Source organism: Bacillus sp. BML-BC051 (assembly GCF_019656175.1).
GTDB classification, from domain to species: domain Bacteria; phylum Bacillota; class Bacilli; order Bacillales; family Bacillaceae_G; genus Bacillus_A; species Bacillus_A mobilis.
Genome location: NZ_BPLI01000017.1, coordinates 289428 through 308110, shown reverse-complemented (window position 1 = coordinate 308110; position 18683 = coordinate 289428). Strand labels below are relative to the sequence as shown.

Here is an 18683-nt window from a genome sequence, read left to right as displayed (position 1 = left end):
AAAAGGGGGAGACGGGAATGCATTTTAAACTATCAGAAGAACATGAAATGATAAGAAAAATGGTTCGGGATTTTGCTAAGAACGAAGTAGCACCGACGGCAGCTGAGCGTGATGAAGAAGAGAGATTTGATCGTGCACTATTTGATCAAATGGCAGAGCTTGGTTTAACCGGCATTCCGTGGCCTGAAGAATACGGCGGAATTGGAAGCGATTACTTAGCGTATGTAATTGCTATTGAAGAATTATCTCGTGTTTGTGCTTCAACAGGTGTAACGCTGTCTGCACACACTTCACTTGCTGGTTGGCCAATTTTTAAATTTGGAACGGAAGAACAAAAGCAAAAGTTTTTACGACCGATGGCAGAAGGAACGAAAATTGGCGCATACGGTTTAACGGAGCCAAGTTCTGGTTCAGATGCTGGCGGAATGAGGACAACTGCGAAAAGAGATGGAGACCATTACATTTTAAATGGATCGAAAATCTTTATTACAAATGGTGGTATTGCTGATATTTATGTTGTTTTTGCGTTAACTGATCCTGAATCGAAGCAGCGTGGTACGAGCGCGTTTATTGTGGAGAGTGATACACCAGGATTTTCAGTTGGGAAGAAGGAAAGCAAGTTAGGGATTCGTTCTTCACCAACAACTGAAATTATGTTCGAAGATTGCCGTATTCCTGTAGAGAATCTACTAGGGGAAGAGGGCCAAGGATTTAAAGTTGCGATGCAAACATTAGATGGCGGCCGTAATGGTATTGCCGCGCAAGCAGTCGGTATTGCACAAGGGGCTTTAGATGCTTCTGTAGAATATGCAAGAGAGCGTCATCAGTTTGGGAAACCAATTGCGGCGCAGCAAGGAATTGGCTTTAAACTTGCAGATATGGCAACGGATGTGGAGGCGGCGCGTCTTCTAACATACCAAGCGGCTTGGCTTGAATCGGAGGGGCTTCCGTATGGGAAAGAGTCAGCGATGTCAAAAGTATTTGCAGGAGATACAGCGATGAAGGTGACGACTGAAGCGGTACAAGTATTTGGTGGTTACGGTTATACGAAAGATTATCCAGTAGAGCGTTATATGCGCGATGCAAAGATTACACAAATATATGAGGGAACACAAGAGATTCAAAGGCTTGTAATTTCTCGTATGTTAACGAAGTAGGAACGAAAGCGTAGGTATTTTCCTACGCTTTTTCCTTCCAAAAAATAATAGAGAGAGGTGAAGGGGATGGTTAAACATAATGTACATGCGTCCGTGAAAGATGAAAAATTAGTTGCGTTAAGACGTGAACAAATGATTAAAGGTGCGGTGCAATTGTTTAAGCAAAAAGGGTTCCCACGTACAACAACGAGAGAGATTGCGAAGGCGGCTGGGTTTAGTATTGGAACACTTTATGAGTACATTCGTACAAAAGATGATGTTTTATATTTAGTTTGTGATAGTATTTATGAACATGTAAAAGAAAGATTAGAGGAAGTAGTGTGTACAGAAAAAGGGAGTATAGAAAGTTTAAAGATAGCAATAACGAATTACTTTAAAGTGATGGACGAATTGCAGGAAGAAGTATTGATAATGTATCAAGAGGTACGTTTTTTACCGAAAGAATCACTCCCGTACGTATTAGAAAAAGAGTTTCAAATGGTCGGGATGTTTGAGAATATTTTAGAGCAGTGTACAGAAAATGGGACATTTACATTAAATAAAAAAGAGATACAGCTTCTTGCACATAACATTTTCATACAAGGACAAATGTGGGGATTTAGACGTTGGGCCCTGCAAAAACTATATACGCTTGAAGAATATACAGAAATGCAAATTAGGTATGTATTGCAAGGAGCACATATGTTTCCGAAATAAGGAATAGACAAATTATAATTTTATTACCATATTAAAGTTTCCCGTTTTTTTTGTAGCATATTTGTACGACTTTTGTTTATAATGAATAGTATGGATTTTTTTAAGCAGACCGTTATATATAAGGTTATATTTGAAGAAAGGAAGTGCCGCATAAGTGAATTTTAAGCAATATTCACCAGAAGAGCTAAAAGAATGTTCAATGATTGAAGTTGTACATAGCGTTTTAGGGGATAAAAGACAAGCAACGACATTCAACGAGTTGGTTCAAGAAATCGCTCAAGTGCTGGGACTATCTCAAGAGCAAGTTAATGCGAAACTCGCACAATTTTATACAGATTTAAACATCGATGGACGTTTCATTAATTTAGGAGAAAATCGTTGGGGACTACGCAGTTGGTACCCATATGAGCAAATTGATGAAGAAATCTTACCTCAGCCAAAGCCGAAGAAGAAACGTAAAGTTGAAGAAGACGGTTTTGACGACTACATTGAAGAAGATGAAGACTTCGACGATGCAGACGGAAATGAAGAAGAAGAAGAGGTAGAAGATTTGGACAAGGTTCTTGAAGAAGAAGACGGAGATGACGATGATCTTGATGATTTAGATGAAGATGATGACGATGACTTCGCCGAAGAAGAACTTGAGTACGATGAAACTGAAGAAGAAGAAGAGGAAGAACTGTAGTTCTTGACTTTTCATTATCGTCCATGTAGAATCATTTTTGGGCTCTTTAAAAAAGGACGATAATACTTTTAAAGTGTAAATATAAAAGAAAATTGCTCCCTACTTATTACTTTATGTGATGAGGGGAGCAATTTTCTTTTTTGTTTTTTGTTTAGAAAATAAAAAGAGTCTAACAATAAGATGGATACAGTGTTATCTACATACGTTGCGCTTTGCAACGGTGATTATATAACAGCAAAATAGGAGGGAGCTTTTTCATGACTAAGTATATTTTTGTAACAGGCGGTGTAGTATCGTCTTTAGGAAAAGGTATTACAGCAGCATCTCTTGGAAGACTTTTAAAAAATCGTGGTTTAAACGTAACGATTCAAAAGTTTGATCCATACATTAACGTAGACCCAGGGACTATGAGCCCATACCAACACGGTGAGGTATTCGTAACAGATGATGGTGCAGAAACTGACTTAGACCTTGGTCACTATGAGCGTTTCATCGACATCAACTTAAACAAATACAGCAACGTAACAACAGGTAAAATTTACTCTTCAGTTCTTCAAAAAGAGCGTCGTGGTGAATACCTAGGAGGAACAGTTCAAGTTATTCCTCACATTACTAACGAAATTAAAGAGCGTGTATACCGTTCTGGTCGCGAAACAAACGCAGACGTTGTTATTACAGAAATTGGTGGAACTGTTGGTGACATCGAGTCTCTACCATTCTTAGAAGCAATCCGTCAAATTAAGAGCGACATCGGTCGTGACAATGTAATGTACATTCACTGTACGTTAATCCCGTACTTAAAAGCAGCGGGTGAAATGAAAACAAAACCAACGCAACATAGCGTTAAAGAGCTTCGCAGCTTAGGTATTCAACCAAATATTATCGTTGTTCGTACAGAATTGCCTGTTTCTCAAGATATGAAAGACAAGCTTGCATTATTCTGTGACATTGATACAAAAGCAGTTATCGAAGCACGCGATGCAGATACTTTATATGCGGTTCCATTATCTCTTCAAGAGCAAAATATGGACCAAATCGTTTGCGATCACTTAAAATTAGACAATCCAGCTGCAGATATGACAGAGTGGACTGCGCTAGTTGATAAAGTACGTAACCTTTCTAAGAAAACAAAAATTGCTCTTGTAGGTAAATACGTAGAGCTTCAAGATGCATACATTTCTGTTGTAGAAGCACTTCGTCATGCGGGTTATTCATTCGACACAGATGTAGAAGTGAAATGGGTAAATGCTGAACACGTAACACCAGAGAACGTACAAGAATTAGTTGGCGACACAGATGGTATCCTTGTACCTGGTGGATTCGGCGATCGTGGTGTAGAAGGTAAAATCGTTGCAATTCAATATGCTCGTGAAAACAAAGTACCATTCTTAGGAATTTGCTTAGGTATGCAACTTGCATCAATCGAATTTGCACGTAACGTATTAGGATTAGAAGGAGCTAACTCTTCTGAAATTAATCCTGACACACCTTATGCAATCATTGACTTATTACCAGAACAAAAAGATGTAGAAGACTTAGGTGGTACACTTCGTCTTGGCCTATACCCGTGTAAGCTTGCTGAAGAAACAAATGCTTACAGTGCTTACAATGAGCCGGTTGTATATGAGCGTCATCGTCATCGTTATGAGTTCAACAATCAATTCCGTCCGGATATGGAAAAAGAAGGATTTGTATTCTCTGGTACAAGCCCAGACGGCCGTCTAGTTGAAATCATTGAATTAAAAGATCACCCTTGGTTCGTGGCAGCACAGTTCCACCCAGAACTAGTTTCTCGTCCAAACCGTCCACAACCATTGTTCCATGACTTCGTAAGAGCTTCTATTACGAATAAAGAGAGCAAGTAATAAAAAAAGCGCCTAGAATAGGGCGCTTTTTTTAATATTCATTTAACATTTCATCGATTGTAAATTTGATCCCATGATATGCAAATAAAGCTATCATTAAACTTGGGAATCCGTAGCGATTGCCTTCATCATCTGGAATAAGACCTTTTAACAGCTTTGTATCAATATGTACATCTGTATATTGTTCTAGTGATTCAGTACCTTCTTGAATAGCAGAGATACCGACAATAGAGTGTCCATCTGCTTGAAGTTTTTTTGCCATTGCTACAACTTCTTCATCTGTTGAAAAACGGCTAATAAGAAGTACACGATCTGCAGAAGTTACTTCTACTTCTTTACCATTTTCAAATAATCGTTTTGCTTGCTTCATTGGTTCAGCACCGGATAATGCTTCAGCAACAACGCCCTCCATTTCATTTGTACCATGTAAATAAATGAAACCATCGCCAACTAATGCTTGGGCAAGTAAGCGGGCGCTATCTTCTATATTCATTTCCTCTTTTTGAGAAACTCTGGAGAAATAACCACTTAATTGAGTTGAAAAAATTTTTAACATAATGTTACTCCCTTCGTACGTGTTTACCGGCTTTCATTATAGTTTATTTTTTTAGAAAGGTGAAATCGAAGGGTGGCATAACAAAATAGGAAACGGTAAAATAAGAAAGAATAGGAAGGAATTTGCCAAAGAATAGCGAAAATTAATCGTTAAGATATAAGAAGCTTTAAATCTTGTACTTACACAGAAAGGTTGGGAGTTATGGAAGGGAAAATTTTAATCGTTGATGATCAATATGGCATTCGTGTGTTATTACATGAAGTGTTCCAAAAAGAAGGTTATCAGACATTCCAAGCAGCAAATGGATTTCAAGCTTTAGATATCGTGAAAAAGGATAATCCAGATTTAGTAGTGTTAGATATGAAAATTCCAGGTATGGATGGTATAGAGATTTTAAAACATGTAAAGGAAATTGATGAGAGTATTAAAGTAATTTTAATGACTGCTTATGGAGAGCTTGATATGATCCAAGAAGCAAAAGATTTAGGAGCTTTAATGCACTTTGCTAAACCGTTTGATATTGATGAGATTCGTCAAGCAGTGAGAGATCAGCTTGCTGTAGAGGCGTAAAAAATGAATTTTTTATAAAAAATATGGAAAAAAGCGTTTACATGGACTATTGAGCAGGTGAATACGGTTGAGTTTTTGAGTACAAGTTGTTATCCTATTGAGTGTAGAAAAAAGTCCGGTATGTAAATATACATATTTTACCTTATTCTGGTCATACTACCAGCGATAAGAACTTATCGGATACAAAAAACGTTTTTTAGGAGGATTCACCATGCCTTTAGTTTCTATGAAAGAAATGCTAAACACAGCACTAGAAGGAAAATACGCAGTTGGTCAATTCAACATGAACAACTTAGAGTGGACTCAAGCTATCTTAGCTGCTGCGGAAGAAGAAAAATCTCCTGTAATCCTAGGTGTATCTGAGGGTGCAGCTCGTCATATGACTGGTTTCAAAACAGTTGTAGCTATGGTTAAAGCTTTAATCGAAGAAATGAACATCACTGTTCCTGTAGCGATTCACCTTGACCATGGTTCAAGCTTCGAAAAATGTAAAGAAGCAATCGATGCAGGTTTCACATCTGTAATGATCGACGCTTCTCACCACCCATTCGAAGAAAACGTTGAAACTACTAAAAAAGTAGTAGAATACGCACACGCTCGTAACGTATCTGTTGAAGCTGAGCTTGGAACAGTTGGCGGACAAGAAGACGACATCATCGCTGAAGGCGTAATTTACGCTGATCCAGCAGAGTGTAAGCACCTTGTTGAAGCAACAGGTATCGATTGCCTAGCTCCAGCTTTAGGTTCTGTACACGGTCCTTACAAAGGTGAGCCTAACTTAGGATTCGCTGAAATGGAACAAGTTCGTGACTTCACTGGTGTACCTTTAGTATTACACGGTGGTACTGGTATCCCAACTGCTGATATCGTAAAAGCTATCTCTTTAGGTACTTCAAAAATTAACGTAAACACTGAGAACCAAATCGAGTTTACAAAAGCTGTTCGTGAAGTATTAAACAAAGACCAAGAAGTTTACGATCCTCGTAAATTTATTGGACCTGGCCGTGACGCTATTAAAGCAACTGTTGCTGGTAAAATGCGTGAATTCGGTTCTAACGGTAAAGCGTAAGAATAAAATTCCGTTTTGGAAACCGTCTAGTCTTTTAGACGGTTTCCTTTCGTTGTATAATGAAAGCGTGAACAAGTCTAAAGATTTTTATCATTTTGTTTTTGAAATAGAAAATAATGTGCATAGTCCTATTAAATAAATGTGATAACGTATCTAAATTGATAAAGTAAATTCGATGAATAGTTAATCTTTATCTAGTCGTACTACAGGAGAAATGAAGATAATGGTTTCCTATTTATTGAGTGTTAGGGTGGAAAGAGTGATTGAGATTCTTAAGGGGAGCTTTCTATAAAGATATAGAAAGTAAATACATTCACAAGAAGGGAGCTCAATATGGAAAAATTGCTAATTGAAGGCGGAAGAGCTTTAAATGGAACAATTCGAGTGAGTGGTGCAAAGAATAGCGCCGTTGCACTAATTCCAGCGACAATTTTAGCTGATACTCCAGTAACTATTGGTGGTGTCCCTAATATTTCGGACGTGAAAATGTTAGGAGACTTGCTAGAGGAAATTGGAGGAAGGGTAACTTATGGACAGGAGGAAGAGATGGTAGTCGATCCTTCTAACATGGTTGCTATGCCTTTACCGAATGGAAAAGTGAAAAAATTGCGTGCTTCTTATTATTTAATGGGTGCGATGCTTGGCCGTTTTAAAAAAGCTGTTATTGGGCTTCCAGGTGGATGTCATTTAGGACCGAGGCCGATTGATCAGCATATTAAAGGGTTTGAAGCGTTAGGTGCACATGTTACGAATGAACAGGGTGCGATTTATTTAAGAGCAGATGAATTGCGCGGGGCACGTATTTATTTAGATGTTGTTAGTGTAGGAGCTACGATTAATATTATGCTGGCAGCTGTGCGAGCGAAGGGTAGAACTGTTATTGAAAACGCAGCGAAAGAACCAGAGATTATTGATGTAGCTACATTGTTAACAAGCATGGGTGCACGTATTAAAGGTGCTGGCACAGATGTAATTCGAATTGATGGTGTGGATTCACTGCACGGTTGTCATCATACGATCATTCCGGATCGTATTGAAGCGGGTACGTATATGATTTTGGGAGCTGCATCAGGAGGAGAAGTAACGGTTGATAATGTTATTCCTCAACATTTAGAGTCAGTTACAGCGAAGTTAAGAGAAGCTGGTGTCCAAGTTGAAACGAACGATGACCAAATTACAGTGAACGGTAATAGAAGGTTAAAAGTAGTTGATATAAAAACGCTTGTATATCCAGGATTCCCAACAGATTTACAACAACCATTTACGACGCTTTTAACAAAGGCGCACGGAACGGGTGTTGTAACGGATACGATTTACGGCGCACGCTTTAAACACATTGATGAGTTACGTCGTATGAATGCACAAATTAAAGTAGAAGGTCGTTCGGCAATTGTAACTGGTCCTATTTTATTGCAAGGTGCAAAAGTGAAAGCGAGTGATTTGCGAGCTGGAGCGGCCCTTGTTATTGCAGGGTTAATGGCGGATGGAATCACAGAAGTAACCGGACTTGAGCATATTGATCGAGGTTATGAAAATATAGTAGACAAGCTTAAAGGCCTTGGCGCAAACATTTGGCGAGAACAAATGACAAGTCAAGAAATTGAAGAGATGAAGAACGCATAAGTGATACTTCCGCAAGGGGGAAGCGAAGCATCACTACTTGCGGAAGTATACTTTATAGAGAAACACAGTTCACAAAATACGGCAGAATATATAAAGACTTAAAGGAGAGGGATTATCGTGGAAAGAAGTTTATCTATGGAGTTAGTACGTGTAACAGAGGCTGCAGCATTATCATCAGCGCGTTGGATGGGACGCGGGAAAAAGGATGAGGCAGACGGTGCAGCAACATCAGCTATGCGTGATGTATTTGATACAATTCCGATGAAAGGTACAGTTGTAATTGGTGAGGGTGAGATGGATGAAGCGCCAATGCTATATATCGGAGAAAAATTAGGTACAGGATATGGTCCACGTGTAGACGTTGCAGTTGATCCTTTAGAAGGGACAAACATCGTGGCAGCTGGTGGATGGAATGCTCTTGCTGTTATTGCAATTGCAGATCATGGTAATTTGTTACATGCTCCTGACATGTACATGGATAAAATCGCGGTTGGCCCAGAAGCGGTTGGGGCGGTCGATATTGATGCGCCTATTATCGATAACTTACGTGCGGTTGCGAAGGCGAAAAATAAAGATATTGAAGATGTTGTAGCGACAGTTTTAAACCGTCCACGTCATCAAGCGATTATCGAAGAAATTCGTAAAGCTGGTGCTCGTATTAAATTGATTAACGATGGAGATGTGGCTGGAGCAATTAACACTGCATTTGATCGTACAGGTGTAGACATTTTATTCGGATCTGGTGGAGCGCCTGAGGGTGTATTAGCAGCAGTTGCATTAAAATGTTTAGGTGGAGAAATCCACGGAAAGCTTCTGCCTCAAAATGAAGCTGAATTAGCTCGTTGTAAAAAAATGGGCATTGAAGATATAAATCGTATCCTTCGCATGGAAGACTTAGTAAAAGGTGACGATGCAATCTTTGCAGCAACAGGCGTAACAGACGGAGAGCTATTACGCGGCGTTCAATTTAAAGGTAGCGTAGGAACAACACAATCCCTTGTTATGCGTGCAAAATCAGGCACAGTACGCTTCGTAGACGGACGTCATAGCTTGAATAAAAAACCAAACTTGGTTATTAAATAAAAAGTGGAAGCGGCTCGTTCAGAATTGCAGGGCATTGGAACTCTCGATCTTGAAGCGCTTTTTGCTTCGAGTGAGAGAGTGAAATGACCGGAGATTCTAGCCGCTGGAACTGGATTAAATAAAAAGCGTAAGCAGCTCGTTCAGAATGGGAAGAAGTGAAGCAACCGACCATTCTAGCTGCTGAAGCTGGATTAAGTAAAAAGTGAAATGACCGGAGATTATAGCTGCTGGAACTGGATTGAGTAAAAGCGTAAGCAGCTCGCTCAGAAGGGGAAGGCATTGGAGCTCTCGGCCATTCTAGCTACTGGAACTAGGTTAAATAAAAGCGAAGACAAATTTTCTTGTCTTCGCTTCTTGTATTTGTGTTTCAACGTATTGATTAAAACTAGATAAAAGGGTTACAATAGTGAATATTACCCTACTTGAACTTATTGCCTTTCATTATTAATTATTTGCCTTCCGTATTTTTTCCCTTTACCCATGTGAAAAGAGAATAACGTTAAAGTGTGGTGTCTGAATGAATTTGTCAATTGCAGCATTAGAAAACATGAAATTAAAAGAGTTATACGAGCTTGCGAAAGAATTTAAGATTTCGTATTATAGCAAATTAACGAAAAAAGAGTTAATCTTCGCTATCCTAAAAGCTCGAGCAGAAAAAGAAGGTTTCTTCTTCATGGAAGGCGTATTAGAAATTATTCAATCAGAAGGATTTGGATTCCTACGTCCTATCAACTATTCTCCAAGCTCAGAAGATATTTATATCTCAGCTTCGCAAATTCGTCGTTTCGATTTACGTAATGGAGACAAGGTTTCTGGTAAAGTACGACCTCCGAAAGAAAATGAACGCTATTTTGGATTATTACAAGTTGAAGCTGTAAACGGAGATGATCCAGAGTCAGCAAAAGAGCGTGTGCATTTCCCTGCATTAACACCATTATACCCAGATCGCCAAATGAAATTGGAAACGGAACCGAAAAAGTTACCGACACGCATCATGGATTTAATCGCACCAGTTGGATTTGGACAACGTGGTTTAATTGTCGCGCCTCCAAAGGCTGGTAAAACTAGTCTATTAAAAGAAATCGCACACAGTGTTACAACAAATCATCCGGAAGCTGAATTAATTGTACTTTTAATTGATGAGCGTCCAGAGGAAGTAACAGACATTGAACGTTCTGTTAAAGGTGATGTTGTAAGCTCTACTTTTGATGAAGTACCAGAAAATCATATTAAAGTAGCGGAACTTGTGTTAGAACGTGCAATGCGTCTTGTAGAGCATAAAAAAGATGTTATCATTTTAATGGATAGTATTACCCGTTTAGCGCGAGCTTACAACCTTGTTATTCCGCCAAGTGGTAGAACATTATCGGGTGGTATCGACCCAGCTGCCTTCCATAGACCGAAGCGTTTCTTTGGAGCTGCACGTAATATTGAAGAAGGCGGTAGCTTAACGATTTTAGCAACAGCGCTTGTTGATACAGGATCTCGTATGGACGATGTAATTTACGAAGAATTTAAAGGAACTGGAAATATGGAACTTCACTTAGATCGTTCATTAGCTGAGCGTCGTATCTTCCCGGCAATTGATATTCGCCGTTCTGGTACACGTAAAGAAGATCTATTAATTCCGAAAGAACATTTAGACAAGCTATGGGGTATTCGTAAAACAATGCGTGATACACCAGACTTTGTCGAAGGTTTCTTACGTAAACTTCGTCAAACAAAGACAAATGAAGAATTTTTACAAAACATTGTTGCAGATTCGAAAAGATATGTAACAACTAAGTAAAGGGAAAAGATTGGGACTCGCTTATTTCGTAGTAAGCGAGTTTTTTATGTTTTTTTAAGGGAATATTAGAGAGAGTAATATATGGGAAAAATTTTGTTTTTTGAGATGAAAATCATATTTGGGTCGAGAGCTTGAAGTGTCCTGGATTCTGAACGAGCCGCTTGCGCGTTTAATTAATATCTAGTTCCGGCGGCTAGCTCTTCGTGTCTAAGAACCTCCCGCACGAAAGGTAAAAAGCACCTTTTGTGCGAGAGAACCTTAGCCAGTCAGAGCTGAGCAAGCCGCCTCCACTTTTAATTATATCCAGCTCCAGCGGCTAGAATAGTCGGTGGCTTCGCGTCTTCCTACGAGGCAAAAAGCGCCTCTACGTCAGAAGCTCCATCCCCCTCCCATTCTGAACGAGCCGCTTGCGCTTTTATTTTATCCAGCTCCAGCGGCTAGAATCTCCGGTCATTTCACTCTCTCACTCGAAGCAAAAAGCGCTTCAAGGTCGAGAGTTCCAATGTCCTGCGATTCTAAATGAGCCACTTCTGCTTTTAAATTCAAAAAGACAAAAACAGGTAGTTGCAAAATGGAGTTAGCCTTGTTATAATTTCATCATATGTGTTTCATCAATATAGTTGTGCAAGCAGCTGAAGATGAAAAACTCTGTTTCGAAAATGATTCAGGGCGGAAGGAGATGAAAAGAATGAAAGCAGGAATCCATCCAAATTACAATAAAGTTGTATTTATGGACACGAACACAGGCTTCAAATTCTTAAGCGGGTCTACTAAAGGCTCTAGCGAAACTGTTGAGTGGGAAGATGGTAACACTTATCCATTACTAAAAATTGAGATCAGTTCTGATTCTCACCCATTCTACACTGGACGTCAGAAGTTTGCTACTGCAGACGGACGTGTTGACCGCTTCAATAAGAAATACGGTATCAAGTAATAAAGAACATAAAACAGGCAAGTGTATGTATTCGCTTGTCTGTTTTTTTTGCAAAAATATTAAACCTTTACCCTACTTTGGATTAGGAAAGTAGATGAAAGGAGAGCTCAATGTACTTAATGAATCAAAATGGTTGGATTGAAGTGATTTGCGGGAGTATGTTTTCTGGAAAATCAGAAGAGCTCATCCGCCGTATACGCCGTACGCAATTTGCGAAACAACATGCGATTGTATTTAAACCATGTATTGATAATCGTTATAGTGAAGAAGATGTTGTATCACATAATGGATTAAAGGTTAAAGCATTTCCTGTTTCAGCTTCAAAAGATATATTTACCCATGTAACAGAAGAGATGGATGTTATTGCAATCGATGAGGTGCAATTTTTTGATGGGGACATTGTGGAAGTGGTGCAAGTATTGGCAAATCGTGGCTATCGTGTCATTGTAGCTGGATTAGACCAAGATTTCCGTGGTCTACCATTTGGACAAGTTCCTCAGCTGATGGCGATTGCTGAACATGTAACTAAATTGCAGGCAGTTTGTTCTGCATGTGGATCTCCTGCAAGTCGTACGCAACGTTTAATCGATGGAGAACCAGCGGCATTTGATGATCCAATTATTTTAGTTGGGGCTTCAGAATCGTATGAACCACGTTGTCGTCATTGTCATGCAGTACCTACAAAACAAAGATAAATGAAACTCGCTATGTAGAGCGGGTTTTTTTCAAAATAGATGAAGATTTGTGGCCAGCTCTTCGTACAGCTAAGAACGTTAGGCAGTCAGAGCTGAGCGAGCCGCTTGCGTTTTTAAATATTATCTAGCTCCAGCGGCTAGAATGGTCGGTGGTTTCGCGTCTTCCTGCGAGGTAAAGAGCACCTCTCTGTCAGAAGCTCCAACCTCCTCCCATTCTGAGCGAGCCGCTTGCGCTTTTAAATATTATCTAGCTCCAGCGGCTAGAATCTCCGGCCATTTCACTCTCTCGCTCGAAGTAAAGAGCGAGAGAGGTCGAGAGTTCCAAATAGCCTGCGATTCTGAGCAAGCCGCTTGCGCTTTTAAATATATCTAGTTCCGGTGGCTAGCTCTTCGTGTCTAAGAACCTCCCGCACGAGAAGACAAAAAGCGTCTTCTGTGCAAGAGAACGTTAGCCAGTCAGAGCTGAGTGAGCCACCTCCACTTTTAAATATAATTTGCGTTTTTTTGATTAAGTACCATATACTATTTGTATTAGATACTAGGATGTAGAGGTGAATGGTGTGTTAGATCGTTTGCAAGCTGTAGAAGATCGTTATGAGAAGTTAAATGAATTGTTAAGTGACCCAGAGGTTATTAGTGATACGAATAAGCTTCGTGAGTATTCAAAGGAACAATCTGATATGCAGGAAACGGTAGAGGTGTACCGTGAGTATAAAGATGTTCGTGAGCAATTAAGAGATGCAAAAGCAATGTTAGAAGATAAGTTAGACGCTGATATGCGTGAAATGGTAAAAGAAGAGGTTTCTGAATTAGAAGGACAAGATAAAGAGTTGTCAGAGCGTCTGAAAATTTTACTTGTTCCAAAAGACCCTAATGATGATAAAAACGTTATCGTTGAGGTTCGTGGTGCTGCTGGTGGTGACGAGGCGGCTTTATTTGCTGGTGATTTATATCGTATGTATAGCCGTTATGCTGAGGTACAAGGTTGGAAAACTGAAATTATCGAAGCGAGCTATACAGAGTTAGGTGGATATAAAGAGATTATCTTTATGATTAACGGTAAAGGTGCTTTCGCGAAGCTGAAATTCGAGAATGGTGCTCACCGTGTACAACGTGTTCCTGAAACGGAATCTGGTGGACGTATTCATACGTCTACAGCAACTGTAGCTGTATTACCAGAGGCAGAAGAAGTAGAAATTAGTATTCATGAAAAAGATGTTCGTGTTGATACGTTTGCTTCTAGTGGTCCTGGTGGACAAAGTGTTAATACAACGATGTCAGCGGTACGTTTAACACATTTACCGACTGGTGTAGTTGTATCGTGTCAGGATGAGAAATCACAAATTAAGAATAAAGAAAAAGCGATGAAAGTATTACGCGCACGTGTTTATGATAAGTTTAGACAAGAAGCGCAAGCTGAGTATGATCAAAACCGTAAACAAGCTGTTGGTACGGGTGATCGTTCAGAGCGTATTCGTACGTATAATTTCCCGCAAAACCGTGTTACAGACCATCGAATCGGTTTAACGATTCAAAAGCTAGATCAAATCTTACAAGGTAAGTTAGATGATTTCATCAATGCCTTAGTGATGGAAGATCAGGCTCAAAAGATGGAGGCAGCTGAGTAATGCGTGTCTATGAAGCCCTGAAATGGGCTTCTTCTTTTTTACAGGAAAATGGACGAGATGAAAATGCGGGAGAAATTGTCCTTTGTCATGTATTAAAGACGAACAGAACCGGAATGCTCATGAATATGCGTGAAGAAATAACTGTGGAACAAGAAACAAGTTTTACGGAGTTTATTCACAAGCATGTAGAAGGTATTCCTATTCAATATATGATTGGTTATGAAATGTTTTATGGACGTTCATTCTTTGTGAATGAAGAAGTATTAATACCAAGACCGGAAACAGAAGAGCTTATAGTGGGAGTGTTAGAAAGAATCGAGCGTCATTTTGGTGATGAGAAACTGCATGTGGCGGATATCGGTACAGGTAGTGGAGCGATATCTATTACGCTTGCTTTAGAAAATAAAAATCTTCATGTGTATACGGTAGATATCGCACAAGAGTCGATTGAAGTTGCAAAAGAAAATGCAAAAACTTTGGGCGCAGAAGTAACGTTCTATCATGGTGATTTATTGTCACCATTTCATAAAACAGGTCAAAAGTTAGATGTTGTTGTTTCAAATCCCCCATATATACCGGAAGAGGATTGGCGTGGCCTTTCTCCTGTGGTGAAAGAGCATGAGCCAAAGAGAGCGCTTGTTGGTGGTGAAGACGGATTAGATTTCTATCGCCGTTTTATGGAAGAGTTGCCGAATGTGTTGCAGAAGAAAGCAATTGTGGCATTTGAAATTGGAGTAGGGCAAGGTGAGGACGTAAAAGAGCTGTTACAACAAGCTTTTCCACATGCTCATGTTGAGGTTGTTTTTGATATTAACGGAAAAGATCGTATGGTATTTGCAGAAATGGAGTAAGGTTCACACCTTACTCTATTTTTTGTGGGAAAATTTATATAGATTTTGAATTTAATAGTTTAGAAAGATGAAAGTCTGTCCACACTGTTTGTAGAAGGGACGGTGGAGGAAATGAAAAAACAAGTTATTGCTTATCTTCTTCTATTATTAATTGGTGCACAATTGCTTGTGCAGTTTGGATATATGAAAGCTGATGCGAAAGGGCCTTCAGTTATTCCGAAAGAGGCCGTTCGATTACGAATTTTAGCAAATAGTGATTCAGATAAAGATCAGGCGTTAAAACGCAAAGTGCGTGATGAAGTAAAAGCACAAATTGATGGATGGGTAGCGGATTTAACTTCATTTGAAGAGGCGCGTAAAGTCATTCAAAGTCATATTCCAGAAATCGAAAAAACAGTGGCAAATACGTTGAAAAAAGAAGGAAGTAAAGATTCATTTCAAGTGAAATTCAGTAAGAATGTAAAGTTTCCTACAAAGGTATATGGGAATTTCATTTATCCAGCAGGGGAATATGAGGCCGTATTAATTACAATTGGGGAAGGTGAAGGGGCAAACTGGTGGTGTGTATTATTTCCGCCGATGTGTTTCTTAGATTTTTCAAGTGGTACAGCTGTAAGGAAAGAAGAACATGTTGTGAAGGCTGAATCTCCTGAAGAGGGGGAAGTTAAGGAGCAAGATGAGGAAGTAGTGGATGTACCAGAGAAGAAAGAGGATAAAGTGAAAGAAACGAAAGTTGTAAAGCAGGAAGTGGCAAAAAAAGTAACAGCTTCTGAAAAGAAAGTAGTAAAAAATGAAACGAAAGTAGAAGAACAACCTGTAAGTAAAGAAGAAATAAAAACTGTGGACAAAGTGGAGAAACCTGTGGAACAAAAGCAAGAAAAACAAAATGAGTATGTCAAAGTAGAGGAGGAAGAAGAAAAGCCAGAAGTTAAGTTATTTATTGTAGAAGCTTTTACATCTTTATTCTCTAAATAGTACTATTAGTAGGTCCCTTCTCATATATAAAAAAGAGGAGGGATTTACTATGAAGAAAGTATATTTTGCGACGAAAGCAGATGTGGAAAGATTGCATTCTTTTTTCGGACAAGCTAATAAAAAAGATGATAAAATAAATGAGTTGTACGCGCAATTTATGATTTTGGAAGAGGCGGAAGAAATACGAGCTGTCATCGGATATGAACAAAGTGAAGAAAACGCACTTATTCGTTCTTGTTTATTCACACCTAATGTGGATAAACAGACTTTCTTATATTTTTTCGAAATGTTTTTGCAGTATATGAAAGAAAAAAATATTCGACAATTGTACTTATTAACAAATCATCCACAATCTATAACAATCTTTCAATTTTTTGACTTTGTTACTATAGAGAAAGAAAACGTACCAGAGGGAATTCGACAGTTAGAACACTTTTGTAAAAATATAAAAGAGCTAAATGCAATAATACTAAATTGTCAGCTATTCACAAAGTTATCCACGGATTAATTAGGTTTATCCACATTTTGTGGATAAACCTTGTTTGTCTTTTGGATAAATCTCATAGTAAACTAAAAATAGACAAGTATTTCAGGGTAGAAAAGGACGTGGGAAAAAATGCATACAAATATGTGGGTTGTGGATAATGTTGTGGAAAGAAAAAAATATTATCCACAGTTACAAGAAGCAGCAAAATTATTAAGGGAAAATGAGGCGATTGCCTTCCCTACCGAGACGGTATATGGACTAGGCGCAAATGCAATGAATGATGAAGCAATCGCGAAAATTTTTGAAGCGAAAGGAAGACCGAGTGATAATCCACTGATTGTCCACATCGGTACAAAATCACAGTTGGACGTGATTGTGAAAGAAATCCCGCCAGTTGCAGAGAAGTTAATGGAGCATTTTTGGCCAGGCCCGTTAACAATTATTTTACCTAGAAAAGAAGGAATTTCAGAGAAGGTGACGGCAGGACTTAATACGGTTGGAGTAAGAATGCCTGATCATCCAGTAGCGCTTGCGCTTATTGAGGAGGCAAATGTACCTGTTGCAGCACCGAGTGCGAATCGTTCTGGGCGTCCAAGTCCGACACTAGCGTCTCACGTATATGAAGATTTAAATGAGAAAATCGCAGGTATTGTAGATGGTGGTGCAACAGGAGTAGGTGTGGAATCAACTGTAATTGATTGTACGAGCGCTGTTCCAACGATATTACGCCCAGGTGGGATTACGAAAGAACAATTGGAAGCGGTGATTGGCACGGTTTCTTTAGATCCGGCTTTAAAGGATGAGAAGGAAAAACCGAAATCACCTGGAATGAAATATACGCATTATGCACCGAAAGCGCCACTGAGTATTGTTGAAGGTTCACGTGAATTTATTCAACGCCTTGTGGATGAGAAGAAGGAAGAAGGATTCAAAGTAGGTGTATTAACGACAGAAGAGTATCAGCATGTATATAGTGCGGATGTTGTATTGTCTTGTGGTGTTCGAAGCGATTTAGCTAGCGTTGCAACTAAATTATATGATGTACTGAGAACGTTTGATGCAAGTGAAGTAGATGTTATTTTTAGTGAATCATTCCCGAATGAAGGGATAGGGAATGCCATTATGAATCGCTTAACAAAAGCGGCAGGACATCAGATTATTACTGAATGATAAGGTACGATTAGCAAACAGAATATTTCTCCTCGGATAAGCATATTTTGAAGTAGCACGTCCGAGGAGGGACATGAATGACGTTTGAACAGCTAATACCTTTAACAATTATGGCATTCGCCTTAGGGATGGATGCGTTCTCGGTGAGTCTTGGTATGGGAATGATGACCTTAAAGGGAAGACAAATCCTGTATATCGGTATGACGATAGGGATATTTCATATTATCATGCCATTTATAGGGATGGTATTAGGTCGTTTTTTATCGGAGCAGTATGGAGATATTGCACATTTTGCAGGTGCTATTTTATTAATTGGACTAGGATTTTATATTGTATATTCATCTATTTTGGAAAATGAAGAGACTAGAACGGCCCCTATTGGAATTAGTTTATTCGTATTTGCATTTGGTGTTAGTATAGATAGTTTTTCAGTAGGCCTTAGTCTTGGTATTTACGGGGCGCAGACACTTATTACGATATTACTTTTTGGGTTTGTTAGTATGTTATTAGCGTGGCTTGGTTTATTAATTGGTAGGCATGCAAAAGATATGCTCGGCACATATGGCGAGATAGTAGGCGGTATCATTTTGGTTGGATTTGGATTATATCTCCTTTTTCCTATATAATTTTAAGGAGGAGGGCGTTATGAACAAGCTATTGGAGTGGTATATTCGATTTGTCACTTTCTTTCCTAGATGGTTGCGACTGCTTGTTATTTGGGGTATTATTTTGCAAATTTCAATTTTAGGTTGGATGAAGTTAATTCGCGAATAGTAAGATAGCTCCTTTCTGTGCATAGTTTTATTTATACTATACTGATTGCGCTAAAAAATTACACATATAGAAAGGA

At 39.0% G+C, this 18683-nt stretch carries 19 protein-coding genes; 18 read left to right on the top strand and 1 reads right to left on the bottom strand.

The genetic code is table 11. The features are described 5' to 3' along the window. Nucleotides 1–17 precede the first annotated feature (17 nt). From acdA to pyrG, 4 genes are all read left to right on the top strand, one after another. On the top strand, nt 18–1157 hold the full coding sequence (acdA, locus tag K5S59_RS09530) for an acyl-CoA dehydrogenase AcdA (protein WP_000545531.1): 1140 nt from the start codon (nt 18–20) through the stop codon (nt 1155–1157). A gap of 66 nt (nt 1158–1223) precedes the next feature. Then, on the top strand, nt 1224–1853 hold the full coding sequence (locus tag K5S59_RS09525; RefSeq protein ID WP_000238598.1) for a TetR/AcrR family transcriptional regulator: 630 nt from the start codon (nt 1224–1226) through the stop codon (nt 1851–1853). Nucleotides 1854–2007: 154 nt separating this feature from the next. Further along, entirely contained in the window at nt 2008–2538 is a 531-nt protein-coding gene (gene rpoE, locus K5S59_RS09520) for a DNA-directed RNA polymerase subunit delta (RefSeq protein WP_098258726.1), read from the top strand. A 257-nt stretch (nt 2539–2795) separates the two neighbouring features. Next, complete coding sequence (pyrG, locus tag K5S59_RS09515; protein ID WP_000170443.1) at nt 2796–4403, top strand: CTP synthase; 1608 nt, start codon at nt 2796–2798, stop codon at nt 4401–4403. 31 nt (nt 4404–4434) lie between these two features. Here pyrG and K5S59_RS09510 read toward each other — a convergent pair whose 3' ends face one another. Then, complete coding sequence (locus K5S59_RS09510; protein WP_000912409.1) at nt 4435–4959, bottom strand: DUF2529 domain-containing protein; 525 nt, start codon at nt 4957–4959, stop codon at nt 4435–4437. 201 nt (nt 4960–5160) lie between these two features. Between K5S59_RS09510 and spo0F the strand changes: the two genes are divergently transcribed. From spo0F to K5S59_RS30125, 14 genes are all read left to right on the top strand, one after another. Beyond that, complete coding sequence (gene spo0F / locus K5S59_RS09505; RefSeq protein WP_000398592.1) at nt 5161–5529, top strand: sporulation initiation phosphotransferase Spo0F; 369 nt, start codon at nt 5161–5163, stop codon at nt 5527–5529. Between the two features lie 211 nt (nt 5530–5740). Then, the gene (locus K5S59_RS09500; RefSeq protein ID WP_001131859.1) at nt 5741–6598 is read left to right on the top strand and encodes a class II fructose-bisphosphate aldolase; all 858 of its coding nucleotides are present in this window, start codon (nt 5741–5743) and stop codon (nt 6596–6598) included. 333 nt (nt 6599–6931) lie between these two features. Further along, complete coding sequence (gene murA, locus K5S59_RS09495) at nt 6932–8221, top strand: UDP-N-acetylglucosamine 1-carboxyvinyltransferase (protein WP_097817081.1); 1290 nt, start codon at nt 6932–6934, stop codon at nt 8219–8221. 117 nt (nt 8222–8338) lie between these two features. Next, nucleotides 8339–9304 (top strand): class II fructose-bisphosphatase, encoded by a 966-nt coding sequence (gene glpX, locus K5S59_RS09490; RefSeq protein ID WP_000442336.1) that lies wholly within the window; start codon nt 8339–8341, stop codon nt 9302–9304. 517 nt (nt 9305–9821) lie between these two features. Further along, the gene (rho, locus tag K5S59_RS09485) at nt 9822–11093 is read left to right on the top strand and encodes a transcription termination factor Rho (protein ID WP_001053898.1); all 1272 of its coding nucleotides are present in this window, start codon (nt 9822–9824) and stop codon (nt 11091–11093) included. A 688-nt stretch (nt 11094–11781) separates the two neighbouring features. Then, on the top strand, nt 11782–12027 hold the full coding sequence (locus K5S59_RS09480; RefSeq protein ID WP_000643447.1) for a type B 50S ribosomal protein L31: 246 nt from the start codon (nt 11782–11784) through the stop codon (nt 12025–12027). 110 nt (nt 12028–12137) lie between these two features. Next, entirely contained in the window at nt 12138–12722 is a 585-nt protein-coding gene (locus K5S59_RS09475; RefSeq protein ID WP_097844677.1) for a thymidine kinase, read from the top strand. A gap of 560 nt (nt 12723–13282) precedes the next feature. Continuing rightward, complete coding sequence (prfA, locus tag K5S59_RS09470; RefSeq protein ID WP_033656424.1) at nt 13283–14350, top strand: peptide chain release factor 1; 1068 nt, start codon at nt 13283–13285, stop codon at nt 14348–14350. Then, a complete protein-coding gene (gene prmC, locus K5S59_RS09465; protein ID WP_001267051.1) occupies nt 14350–15201 on the top strand; it encodes a peptide chain release factor N(5)-glutamine methyltransferase in 852 nt (283 codons plus the stop codon). The genes prfA and prmC overlap by 1 nt, the downstream gene beginning before the upstream one ends. A 111-nt stretch (nt 15202–15312) precedes the next feature. Beyond that, nucleotides 15313–16176 carry a stage II sporulation protein R gene (gene spoIIR, locus K5S59_RS09460; protein WP_033656425.1) on the top strand — a complete coding sequence of 288 codons (864 nt, stop codon included), beginning with the start codon at nt 15313–15315 and terminating at the stop codon, nt 16174–16176. Between the two features lie 49 nt (nt 16177–16225). Next, the gene (locus K5S59_RS09455; RefSeq protein WP_000758434.1) at nt 16226–16684 is read left to right on the top strand and encodes a GNAT family N-acetyltransferase; all 459 of its coding nucleotides are present in this window, start codon (nt 16226–16228) and stop codon (nt 16682–16684) included. A gap of 108 nt (nt 16685–16792) precedes the next feature. Further along, complete coding sequence (locus tag K5S59_RS09450; RefSeq protein WP_000557349.1) at nt 16793–17833, top strand: L-threonylcarbamoyladenylate synthase; 1041 nt, start codon at nt 16793–16795, stop codon at nt 17831–17833. Nucleotides 17834–17910: 77 nt separating this feature from the next. After that, nucleotides 17911–18459 (top strand): manganese efflux pump MntP, encoded by a 549-nt coding sequence (locus K5S59_RS09445; protein WP_000142485.1) that lies wholly within the window; start codon nt 17911–17913, stop codon nt 18457–18459. Between the two features lie 19 nt (nt 18460–18478). Next, nucleotides 18479–18607 carry a hypothetical protein gene (locus tag K5S59_RS30125; protein ID WP_001037630.1) on the top strand — a complete coding sequence of 43 codons (129 nt, stop codon included), beginning with the start codon at nt 18479–18481 and terminating at the stop codon, nt 18605–18607. Nucleotides 18608–18683 lie beyond the last annotated feature (76 nt).